7 protein-coding genes are annotated in these 12,158 nt (G+C 58.5%); 5 read left to right on the top strand and 2 right to left on the bottom strand.

Annotation, left to right across the window (positions count from 1 at the left end; translation table 11 throughout):
• Window positions 1–116 precede the first annotated feature (116 nt).
• Both U1737_RS09225 and U1737_RS09220 read left to right on the top strand, forming a co-directional pair.
• Window positions 117–2,363, top strand: a complete 2,247-nt coding sequence (locus tag U1737_RS09225) for a putative bifunctional diguanylate cyclase/phosphodiesterase (protein WP_332796546.1) — start codon at window positions 117–119, stop codon at window positions 2,361–2,363.
• Between the two features lie 47 nt (window positions 2,364–2,410).
• Window positions 2,411–4,678, top strand: coding sequence for a TonB-dependent receptor (locus tag U1737_RS09220; protein WP_332796545.1), 2,268 nt, complete (start codon window positions 2,411–2,413; stop codon window positions 4,676–4,678).
• 147 nt (window positions 4,679–4,825) lie between these two features.
• Here U1737_RS09220 and U1737_RS09215 read toward each other — a convergent pair whose 3' ends face one another.
• Window positions 4,826–5,560, bottom strand: a complete 735-nt coding sequence (locus tag U1737_RS09215) for a hypothetical protein (RefSeq protein ID WP_332796544.1) — start codon at window positions 5,558–5,560, stop codon at window positions 4,826–4,828.
• 453 nt (window positions 5,561–6,013) lie between these two features.
• On the opposite strand from U1737_RS09215, the gene U1737_RS09210 reads away from it, so the two are divergent.
• Together U1737_RS09210 and U1737_RS09205 are read left to right on the top strand one after the other, a co-directional pair.
• Entirely contained in the window at window positions 6,014–6,271 is a 258-nt protein-coding gene (locus U1737_RS09210; protein WP_332796543.1) for a hypothetical protein, read from the top strand.
• Between the two features lie 841 nt (window positions 6,272–7,112).
• Entirely contained in the window at window positions 7,113–8,450 is a 1,338-nt protein-coding gene (locus U1737_RS09205) for an ArnT family glycosyltransferase (RefSeq protein ID WP_332796542.1), read from the top strand.
• 430 nt (window positions 8,451–8,880) lie between these two features.
• Here the strand turns inward: U1737_RS09205 and U1737_RS09200 are convergent, their stop codons facing one another.
• A complete protein-coding gene (locus U1737_RS09200; protein ID WP_332796541.1) occupies window positions 8,881–10,014 on the bottom strand; it encodes a helix-turn-helix transcriptional regulator in 1,134 nt (377 codons plus the stop codon).
• Between the two features lie 235 nt (window positions 10,015–10,249).
• Here U1737_RS09200 and U1737_RS09195 point away from each other — a divergent pair, with 235 nt between their 5' ends.
• Window positions 10,250–12,154, top strand: coding sequence for an Ig-like domain-containing protein (locus U1737_RS09195; RefSeq protein ID WP_332796540.1), 1,905 nt, complete (start codon window positions 10,250–10,252; stop codon window positions 12,152–12,154).
• Window positions 12,155–12,158 lie beyond the last annotated feature (4 nt).

The raw sequence follows: 12,158 nt of genomic DNA, 5'->3' as shown, positions 1-12,158 counted from the left end.
ATAACCATGTCCTCGAACGGCGTCGAAACACTGTCGAACTAAGCTTCGAATGCGAAGGCGGACGAGAAGGCCCATCGGTTAATATGCGTTCGTCCGTCATAAGCACGTATCTTCACGTGAAACCCATCGCGGTGGTTGCGATAGCCGTGTTAGGCCTCGCTCTGGCCGGGATCCTTGCGATCTTACTCGCCGGGGCATCAATGAATTCCGACGCCTTGAACACCCAGCGGCAGCTCATCGATAATGCCGTCAGCCAAGATGTGGTGGAGGGCCTGAACGAGATACAGAGCATCGCTTTCTGGGACGTCGCGGCCGAAAAGACCGCTGCACGCCGGATCGACATCGACTGGCTGAACAACGAAATCGGAGAGTATCTTAGCGAGGTCAACGGCCACGACGCCGTATGGATACTCGATCCGGACAACAAGCCGATCTACAGCTATGGCGACAGTCGCCAGCTCCCGCCCTCTTCGCTCCAACCTTACGAGCGAGAACTTGCGGAACTGGTTGAGATCATCCGCAGCGGCAAAGAGGACGGTCGCCGCGTACGCGACGCGAACATCGACACACATCGCACGACGTACGCCGGCTCCGTCGGCAGCGATGTACCTGGTCGTTGGAGCTCGCATATAATTGGCGAGAACGGTGAAGCGGTGATCCTGACGGTCATGACGATCGTGCCGGTCTCGAAACGTGTGGTGTCGCTCCGCCGGCCATACCTGATCGTCAGTGCCGTCAAGATCGGTACGCGTCACATTCAAACCTATGCCGATACGCTGCTTATCACCGATCTACGAGCGGAGCCCTTGACGTCGTCACCTATCAGCGCGGGCACTTACATCCTGACCGACGACAAGGGACGACCGATCGTCCGTTTCGTATGGGTCCCCCGACGACCAGGTCGGATCCTCCTCCATTACGTCTTGCCGCTCTTCGTCGTCGTCACCGCCATCGCTGCATTGCTGTTGGCCACAACGCTCCGCCGAATGCAGAAGATGACGATCTCGCTCGTCGATAAGGAGCGGGAGGCGAGCTTCCTTGCCAACTTCGATCCGCTGTCCTCGCTTCCTAACCGGCGTTTCTTCCTGCAGCGTCTCGAAGAATCGCTTGCTCCGGACGTGATCAATTTACATCCGATCATGATCGCGTTTTGCGACATCGATAACTTCAAGACCGTCAATGACACATGGGGTCACGAGGTCGGCGATCTGCTCATCCAAGCCGTCGCCATCCGACTGCGAGACGGTTTTCCCGACAGCGTGCTCGTTTCACGCTTCGGCGGAGACGAGTTCGCCCTGATGCACGCGGAGAAGTGGCTGTCGGTAGAGGAATTCGGAGACCGCATACAGCGCGCGTTCGCCGCGCCTTTCGATCTTGCAGGATCGTCGTCACGCATCGGCGTGTCGGTCGGCATCGCAATCGCACCGGGCCACGGTCGCGCGAGCAGCACCTTGCTACGCAACGCTGATATCGGCCTGTATGAGGCCAAGGCTGGCGGCCGTGCGCGTTGCGCCGTGTATCACCGCGGCATGCACGATCAGATCGTTACGCGGAAGGAACGCGAAACGCGGATCCAGGAGATGCTCGAAGCCAGGCGCTTCGAACTCCACTACCAGCCCATCGTCGATATCCGCGGCGCTCGCGTCTGCGGCATGGAAGCGTTGCTGCGCTGGCCAGCGGACGATCCAGGAGCAATGCTGCCCGCAGAATGCATCCCCATTGCCGAGCGAGCGGGACTGATGCCAGAGCTTGGAAACTGGATCGTCTCGCAGGCCTTCCGGGACTCGCTGCGATGGCCGGAGCTGTGGGTCTCGATCAACCTATCACCGCTGCAGATCACCGCCCCCGGCCTGATAGATACGTTACGTCGCGAACTACGCATCAGCGGCGCCGATCCGACACACATCATGTTCGAAATAACGGAGGGCCTGCTGCTCAATTTAACCACCGATGTCGGCCGAACCTTTGATTCCATTCGGGCCATGGGCTTCAAGATTGGCCTTGATGATTTCGGAACAGGCTATTCTAGCCTGAGCTATCTCCAGGACTTCACGTTCGACAAGCTCAAGATAGATCGCAGCTTCATCTGCGACGGCAAGCTGCAGCAACCCCGTTCCGCGTCCCTGGTGAAAGCGGTCATCGACGTCGGCCGGGCCCTCGGCATCGAAGTCGTGGCCGAAGGGGTCGAGCATCTCAGCGAGGCGCGGTTTCTTGAGGCGCTTGGTTGCTTTCAGCTCCAGGGTTGGCTCTACGGACGAGCGTTTTCAGCCGCTAAGGCAACGGATCATCTACGAGAATTGAACGCACTTCTGTCCGAAGGGTTTACCATCGATCCAGTAACCTCGCTGCGCGTGGCGAAATAGCTATTCGTATTCCTCAAGACCTGCTCTTGCGACTATTGGCAGGTGCGATGTTGATCGGGTTGGTTTCGACCACCTCATCGGCCCAGATTTCCGCGTCAAGGATTAACACCGACGAACCGGGGGAAATCATTGTGACTGCGCAACGGCGAACGGAGCGGCAGATCGATGTACCGGTGGCGATCACTTCCATGTCCGGCGCGGTCTTCGACGCAGCGGACCTAAGTGACACCAAGGCGATAATCCGATACACGCCTGGTTTCTCTGGCGTCGCAGAGAACAACTTCGTCGACGGCATTGCCACTCGCGGCATCGTGTCGAACGACTACGGGCTTGGCGGGGACCCCTCGATCGGAATCTTCCGGGACGGCATTCACCAAGGTCGGACCGGGTCGGCGATTACGACAGCTTATGATCTGGAACGCGTGGAGGCGCTACGGGGACCGCAGGTCTTCTTGTTCGGTCGCAACGCGATTTCCGGCGCACTGGCAATCGTTACCACGGCGCCCGATCCGAACGCGACCGAAGGCTACGTGACCGTTCGTGCGGGCACTAGGGAGCGCTTCGAAGCTCAGGGCGCTTACAATTTCGCTTTGGGCGATGGTTGGGCGCTCCGCGCTGCCGTTGACGGGGAAACCGAGAAAGGATCGTCCCGAAACGCGAGTTTCCCCAATGCGGAGAAACTGGGATCGCGCGACGTCACCGCAACTCGCATCTCTCTGCTTCATCGTGGCGAAAGCATCACGGCGCGGCTGACGGCCGAATATGACGACCGCAATCTGGGCGGCACGCCGCACCGTGCGAGGGTCGATGATACGGCGGTGATCGACCTGCTACGCGCACTGGATCCACAACTGGAGATCCGCGGCGGCCGGCGCGACGTCGACAGTGATATATCGAAGCTGCGCGATCACAGCCGCGTCGGCTCTTTGACTCTACGGATCGATCACGATGCAGGCCCAGTGGCGCTCGCTTCCCTGACCGGGCTGCGCGCTCATCGCTACCGGTATGTCGAGGACTATGACGGCACCCCCCTAGTCATCGATGCGTTCGGCGTCAGACAGCACGGCAATTATATGAGTCAGGAGTTCACTGCCGTCTCATCGGGCGAAGGTCCGCTTCAATGGGCGGCAGGCCTCTCGGCCTACCGCGAGCGCGTGAAGGCCCTCTACACCAACGGCATATCGGAGCAGATCGTCTGCGGCCCAGGCTACGGATATGCGGATTGCGATCAGTTGGTGGCGGACATCTATGGCGGCGACCGAGTCTTTGTTCCTGGGGTGGACGGCATTCTGACCGACGTGAACCGCGCCAAAGCCGCAAACTGGGGCATTTCGGCCTATGGGGCGGTGGATTGGAAGGCGAGCCCGGATCTCACGATCGGGGCAGGTGCTCGCTACACGTGGGATCACAAGCGATTCGATCTCGACGTGCCGCAGGTCGCGAGCACGCTGGGAAATGTCTGGCTCTCGACCTACTACACTAACGGGTATGTTCGGGCGGCGAAGACTTGGGACGGCGTCTCGCCGCGCATTTACGCACGTTGGGCCCCAAACCCTGACTGGACGATCTACGTAAGCGCCACAAAGGCCACGAAGGCGGGAGGGTTCGGGACGTTCAGCCTCGTCGGTCCAGGACCGCTCGATAACCACGGCCTCGTTCCTGCCGGCACGGGGCCTGACGATTACGGTGAGGAAACGGTCCGCAGCGTCGAGATGGGCGTGAAGGGCCGACTGCCGGGCGGCCGCGGCACCGCCGCCATCACGGCTTTCCGCTACATCTATGACGATCTGCAGGCCAACGTCTTCGATCCTGTCCTCCGCAGTACGCAGGTCATCAACATCGGCAAGGTCCGTGGCACCGGCATCGAGGCGGAGGCTGCGCTGCGGTTCGGCCGTCATGTCGATCTGGCGCTCAGCGGCGCCTGGACGCGTACGGTCAAGACCGGCGATCGCGGCTGCACGCTCGCCGACTGCGGTGGTCTGGGCAATCCGACGCTGACCGGGAGCGCGATCCTACGTGTGCATACGCCGTTTCGAAACGGCGAATTGTACGTGCAGGGCGAGACGTCCTACGCCAGCCGCGCACGACGCTCGTTCGACGACAGGGGCTTTGGGCGCGTGCCTGTCTGCACCCGCGGCGACGTGCGACTGGGGTATGCCGGCAACGCAGGATGGAGTCTCGAAGGCTATGTCCGCAACGTGACGAACTCGCTGTGCTACGCGGGCGTCGACAACGGCGGCGGGGTGTCCCCCGCCACCTTGTGGGGTCCGATCCTCGCGCGCACAGCGGGACTAGCACTCACCCGACGCCTCTAGGCCCCGTCCGTCCCGCACCATAACCCAGTATGCTCGAAAGCAGTGCGGTATCACCGCGTCCACATTGGCCGGTCTATGACGGTAGACGGATCGCGTCTGCATGGTCGCAGCTTTCGAACCGCGATGGGGGCCGCGGAGGGCTTGCGATCAATTATACCAGACGTTGGGCTCCACATAGCTGCCCATCCCTCTCTCGAGATCGATCGCAACGGGTGCCAACCCGCCCGCGATAGGGTAATTCCCGGAACGTTCGTAACGCTGGCCCGACCACGCCTCCCAAAAACCGACCGGCTTCTCAATGATCATGGATTTGCGGCAGAGGCTGACCATGCGCCCCCCCGCCCGCTCGTGACTCCGCAACCATGGATCGTAGAGCCGACCATCTTCCCGCCGCAATATCGCGTAGTCCGCGATATCCATATCGAGATGCCTCTCGAGCATGGTCGGCCGCACCGGAAGGTACGGTGAGCCCAGGCCCTTACTCTCCACGAGGTTGCGCATCGCGCCGAGCACCATCCGGGCCAACCCCCGGTTACGATGCGCGTCGGGTACGGAGACGGAGAGCCCCACCACCATGTTCGGTGCGCGGCCGGTCGTTTCGGCAGCGCACTGAAGCGCCCAGTCCCAGCCACGGTCCGGTAAGTTGGAAGGATCATCGTAAAACATCGGGATTAGGTTGCCGGTCGCCACCACATAGTCACGATCACGATCTATGACGGCAATTTGATATTCTGGATATCTATCCATCAGGTCGAAGTAATGAACGAATGGTTCCGAAAAGTTCAAAAATCCCATTCGGGACCAAACAGCCTTTTCCATTTCGTCGGCCGAATTTGATACCTTACCTGACTCGGCAAAAGTTGTTACTAAAAGTTTGTCCATGATCTGATATGTTCCTGTACGGCCGCGCCCAATCGCTGATGGTTAAATTCCTATTAAGACTATTTGATGTAGCAGGCGAGTGCAATCTGCTAACGATCGTGATCCGTTCTGCGCACTTCCCGTCCCCGCGTAAATGCAACCAAATCTAAAGAATTCCAACAGTATAGCCTCCGTATCGACACAGTGCGGCGGAGTGAGAATAATGAAACCGGTCCTGCTCAAGTGACTGTGCGTGTGTCGGCTGAGGATCGACGATCAACGGATCGCCCAGCGGTTACTACGATGAGTGCTTGTTCTGCGGCGATACTGCTTCACCACGAGGTAGATCCGGAACAGTTCGCTCTCGTGGGTGCCGGTCCAAACACGAATGCGATTGATATTAGTGAGGTGCGTATTGTTGACGGTCACCTATCGCTAACGGTCCTGTTGCCGATGCCGTACGGCTACGGACGCATGACCATCATCACGGGTGAGAATGCCAGCATATCCCTTCCGGGCATGGAGTTGTCGTCTGCAGTGGCTGCTGCGGCCGTCGGACGCCCCGTAGGACGTCTTTCTGGGCATCCGGCGTTGGAAAATCTTCCTGAATTGCTCGTGACCGAAGTCTTGCTAGCCATTGAGGCCGGACAGCGCCCGACGACGATTCTGCGGTTTACCGATCAGATCAAGCCCCTCACCGCCGCGCAAAACACGACACAACCATATCATTAGAAAGTTCCCTCCCGTAAAAGGTCGCCTTAGTTGCCACTAAAGCGGCTTACCCCGCGAGCGGTTGGACGCGCGATGGCGCGGTTCAGGGTCAGATTGACGATTTAGTTGCAGCCGCAGTTCGAGCCGTGCGGCCAGCATGCCGAGCGGAATAAGCGAATCATTCTAGGCAATCCGTGCCGATAACATCCCCGAAGGTCGACGCCGTGCGGTGCTGGGGTGCGTACCTATGTGGCGTGCCAGAGCGGTCCCGACCGCTCACTATCGGCAGCGTTCAATCGGGGGGCGAGCACGGACAGTCATCTGCGATACTACCTCCGCGTTGACGACGCTCTAATCTGACCGGTCCCCAAGTTACGCCACGCCCCTTCCCTCGCCTCCCAGCTTCGGACGCTGGTTCATCTTTGCAAATGACAGATTTTGAAGCCTGGTTATCCGCTCGCGAAGGTCGTGACGCTGAGGAAACCAGGACGGCCGCTTCCGGGCAGGCGGATCGCGATAGCCGACATCGCGTGACGCTGCCGCCTCACTCGAAAAATATGGAATCTTGAGACCCGACTAAAGCCCTACAACGCTCTCATTTTGCGGTTAGCGGTTAGCGCAGCGTATCTTTTGCCATCCGGGTAAAACCTATAATTGCTAAGTCGAGCGAGAGGTCTCAGGCTCCGTAATGCGGATAGGGCAAAGGATCAGCTATCATTCCCGGTAAAAATGGGACGAGCATGATCGCAGGGAATATGAAGATTGGCAGACTGACCGCGGCGGCAACGCCGATACCATACCGCGCCTTCAGGTATGCTAGCACACAACCTTTTTGACGTGATTCGAGGACAACAGCGAGGATATGTATACCTTCAACGAAGCCGCTCAGTCACCTAAATCGTGGCGAGCTACGTGGGTCATCTTCCGCACTTCGAACTTGACGGTGCCAGCCATTCTGTTGCTGGCGATAGGTTTGCGCATCGCGGTCATTGTCTTCTTCCCCATTGATCCTGGTTCAGATTCACTCTGGTATCTGCACCGCGGTCGGGAACTCGCGGCGGGTATGGGCTTTCAGGAGGCCGGATTACCTACGGCCTTCTGGCCGGTGGGCTATCCCGCGCTGGTCGGCATCGCATGCGCTGTTTTCGGCCCGTCTACGACAGGTCCCATACTGTTCAATCTGCTCGCGCAGGCCGCTACGATTGTGCTGATCCTATGGTTTGCGCGTGCGCTCGCTCTTGGTGAGAGCTCTGCCCGCATGGGGGCACTGCTCTATGCCTTGTACCCTGCCCATATCTTCTACACCGCCGACACCGCCGCTGAACCCACGTCGACTGCGGTCGTGATGGCTGGCATGGCATTGCTGACCCAAGCCCGAGGGCGGTTCTGGCAGTCCGTTGCCGCGGGACTGCTGCTTGGGGTGGCAACGCTGATGCGGCCGCAGATACTATTGCTTCTACCGTTCGTTCTCGTCTCCATGCTTATTGCCGTTCCAGGCTTTAGTTGGCGTGAAGCGTTACGCACCGGTCTGGCCGCGATCGTCGGCATGGCGTTCGTAATTCTACCTTGGACCGCCCGCAACATGACCCGTCTCGACGCACCAGTACTTGTGTCGACCAACGGCGGCTTCGCGCTGCAGGCCGGAGCCAATTCGCTCGCTGATGGCGGCTATTTCCAAGTAGAGAAGAGTCCCCTCTGGGCGGAGGTCGGCATCCCTTGGGATCAGCGAGTTGCACAACAGGTCGCCATCGACGTTCGGCTTAAGCGGATGGCACGCCGTTGGATCACGGAGCACCCTGTCCGTTGGACGCTTCTCGGCTTTCGAAAAGTCACGTTGCTCTGGTTGACGGATGCAGATGGTTTTTGGCCGGTACAGAAAAGTCATCCCCAACTAGCGACGGTATGGAAGGTGGCTCAGGCAATAAACCAGCTTTTCTACTTTACCACCATCGTAGCCGGTACTTTCGGATTTGCGCTTTCGGCGCGCTCGGCTTGGCGGCGCGAAAGTTCTGCAACACTACTTGTCGCCGCGGCGATGCCGGTGTTCTGCACTGCCATAGCCTTCGGCTTCAGCGGCCAGACTCGTTACCACTATACCGCTATGCCGTTCCTCATGATCTCCGTCGGCTCCATCCTTGCCTGTTACTTCGACAAGCGGACGGCGCTAATTGCAGCCCCGCCCCGTACCAAAGATCGGTAAGCCAGTCCTGTTGTGAACGAAGCCTCGACATCTCGTAACTTATCGAAGATGGGAAATCGGCAACGATTGTGCTGAACGGATGACCGCGTTCCGGAGTACGAACCGCCTCCCGACAGGTTCGACTGTGGGCGATAGCGGACGCCTCGGTCGGCCAAGCGGACCGTCCGCACTTGGGTAGAAAGCCGCCATTGACCGGAGCCATGTAACGAGCGACGATCCGCCCGTGGAAGCTAGATCAGGCCGCCGCAAACCGCTGCGTCGCATCGCCTACTTGCGGTCTACAGCTTTCGCGTATCTCATACTGCTCCCAGCCGACTGGGCGCGCTATGCGGCCGTCGATGAGTGAGTTGCATGGCCTTGGATCGCGATGGCAGCAGTCCTGTGACCAATCATCATGACGGCGATCACCTAGCGCCCGGAAATGGTCTGTTCAATCCCGGGTGACAACAACATCCAGTTGCGATTTGAGCCGCAAAACAAGTTCGATCTGACTTTCAACACCTGTTTTCCCGAGTATCGACTTGATCTGGTTGCGCACCGTGCCGACCGAAGTCCCCCGGCGCTCTGCTATCGCCTGGGCACGAAACCCATTGAGGATCGAAGCTGCCACCTCGGACTCCGTTACCGTCCACCCGTAGGCGACACCGAACTCGTCCAGGCTCCTGATAAGTGGTCTATTGAAACTTCGGGTGACCTCTTGCAGAACAATGAGCGCGGTAGCTCGCGCTAGGGACCCCAGACTCTCTCGTGGCAAGGCACAAACGCGGACCCCCAGTAGTTCGGTGTGACTGTGGTTCCGCAGCTTCAGATCGACGCTCAAGCGCTTTGCTTCACACAGGGATGCAGTTCCTAGAACCAGCTGGGTGAGTTGCGTTTGAACATCACCATCGGCAGCACAGAGCCGGCCGCACTGTATCCGCAACAGGCTTGTTCTCGACAGTATCTGTTCCGCATCATGCGAAACGTGTACGACGCGCAAATCCGGGGTCACCGCAAGGTTTGGACTTGCGAATAAATCGGCGATGAGAGCCACGTTTCGCACATGCCGCTTTGTATAGTGCAATTCCGAGCACACTAGATCCGATAAAACAGGGGATATAGCCTTCAGTAGGTCTTTCGTGTCAGCCCGGTATTCTCCATATTTATACGGCCTCAAAAGAGTTAATCCCGCCGTGTAGGATCCAAAGTCAAACAATTTTACCATGCAGGAATGCGGAAGATCGATCGGTACAAAGAAATCATTGTAGAACTTGTTGCTCGCGAGCATTTCGGAGGTGGCAAAATCGGCTTCCGAGATGACCGAACCCACGTCAGCTCGAAGAACGGCTTTCGTCCGTAAATTCACGCCCGGATCAGCACCTCCCGCCTCAATATATGCAGCGTTTTCGCTTGCCGACGCTCCAGTGACGATGTTCATCACCAGACTTCCTGTCTGATCCACTACCGCAATCTGCGCGACTCTCGAAAATGACAGCTCCGCCAGTGAGGCGAGCGCGCTTTCCCAAGCACCCTGGCCAAAGGCCGCCTGCCTGAAAAGCGCAAGCAATCGATCCTGCTCGTGCACGGAATACCCCGTAACGTCTACCGGCAGCAGGCTGTACCATATTCAAGTGAGCTTCGTCTTAATAAAGTTTTTACCATATCCCATATGGGACATGCCCCGCTCCGCTTGATAGTCAATCTTACCGATCGTCAGGAATAGCATAGCTCGCTTTGACGAGTCGCTTTTGTACGCGCTCTGCTGATCTTGGCCTGTTCAGTTTTAAACCTCAATAAACAGCCAGATCAGGAGATGGGCGATGCCAGTCTTGGACGCACAAGTGGGTGACGAGATTTTTCTTCAGGGCAATTATATTAACGTCGGCATAAATCAGAGCGGATCACTAGGCACTGTCACGGCCGCCCCGACCGGCTTCTTCACAGACACCGATAATGGTTTTCTTCGACTTGGCCTGTTCGCCGACACGGATGGTTTCGGCGTTGGTGAGCAGCCGACGTTTCGGGACGCAACCCTGCCCGGCAGTCCCGTCGAAGGCTTCTCGGTCGGGTACAAGACGGACGCGGCGACCGTCGTGCTCACGAACAAGGAACGCACAGGTCTTACGCAGATCTCCGGCGAGGCGAGCAACAATTCGACAGCTGCGCTCGGCCAAGCCCAGTGGGTCGGCACGACGACCGACGGACTTCAGGTCCGCCAGACGATCTCAGTCGCCGCAAGCGATAACTTCATCCGCGTCGATATTACTTTGGTTAACACCTCCGGCGCGGCGATGAGCGACGTGCGATATATGCGCAACGTCGATCCGGATCAGGCACCTGGATTTACGACGGACAACGAGGTGATCCGCCAAGGCGACGGTGGGGCGCTTATCGCCTCCTATGTTCCCGGCGGCACGTCGCCGTTCTTCTACTATTCAGCCGACGCGCGCGCCGTCGTTTCAAACTTCGGATTCGAAAACAACGATCCCTACGTCGCGGCTGCCTATGACGATCCGCAACCGGAAGGCTACACAGCAACGGGCGATACCGGTGTGAACATCACCTTCGGTGTCGGCGAGCTCGCCTCCGGCGCCTCCACCGTACTGACCTTCTACATGGGCATCGCCGACAACCTCGATGACGTGATCAACAGCATCATTCCAGATATCGATACGAATGCTGCCCCCGTCGCAGTGAACGACAGCTTTAACTTCGTCGGCGGGGAGGGCTCGGGAAATGTACTCCTTAACGATACCGATCCGGACTCAGATCCGCTGACCGCCAGCCTGACGAGCGGCCCCGGCCACGGTGTAGTCACGTTCAATTCCGATGGCAGCTTTTCCTACGAAGCCATGGACGGATATTCCGGGACAGACAGCTTTACCTACGCCGCGTCGGACGGCGAACTCAGTTCATCGGCCGTGGTTACGTTAACGGTTGGCGGTGATGGCGGGACAACCCTGCCGGACTGCGCCTCCGTTCAGCGCGCCGGCACTCAAAACGGCTCTTCGTCCGAAGCGCAGGTTCTGACCGGCCCGGGCTTTCATAACAGCTTCTATTTCGATCTGCCCGCCGTCACGGGAAAAGACCGCATCGCCAACTTCGCCAACGACGACGTCCTCGTCACCAGGGGCACGTTGATCGACGCTAACGGCGATGGCATCATCGGGTTCGGCAAGGACGGCGTGCTCAATCTGGATGGCCCAGCTTCAAACGGCGATCTTCTCACGATAACTGGCGTCGCCGCACTTCGATATCTTGGCGAGGCTTGCGCCGGAATTTCCGTCTACGCCGACGCAGGCGTGCGTCCTTTCCTAGCCGTCGAGGGCACCTTGGGAAGCGACAAACTGTTCGGGGATGCCACGAACAGCGTCAGTGACGTCTTCTTCTACGACACAGCGTTGGATCTAAATCTCGGTAATGATTTAATCAGCAATTTTGGGTCTCAGGACCTATTGGTAACGACAATTAGTCTTGCAGACATCGATGGCGACGGACTGATCAAATTCGGAAGCGATCGCGTTCTGAATTTGTCCGGCGGAATGGGGGGGCCTGACGACGCAATTGCGTCGAATGATGGCGGTCAAATCTCGATGTTCAACACGTCAGGAAAGCGGATCACCGGCCTCGAATTCGACGGGAGTATTGAGCACGACGGGACGACATATTATGTTTACAGCGTGGCCAATTCCACGGTCGGCGTGAATGATTTGGCTTTCGGCTAAGGCG

The sequence above is a fragment of the Sphingomonas fucosidasi genome (assembly GCF_036663855.1).
GTDB classification, from domain to species: domain Bacteria; phylum Pseudomonadota; class Alphaproteobacteria; order Sphingomonadales; family Sphingomonadaceae; genus Sphingomonas; species Sphingomonas faeni_B.
This window is presented reverse-complemented; position numbering and strand designations above follow the sequence as displayed.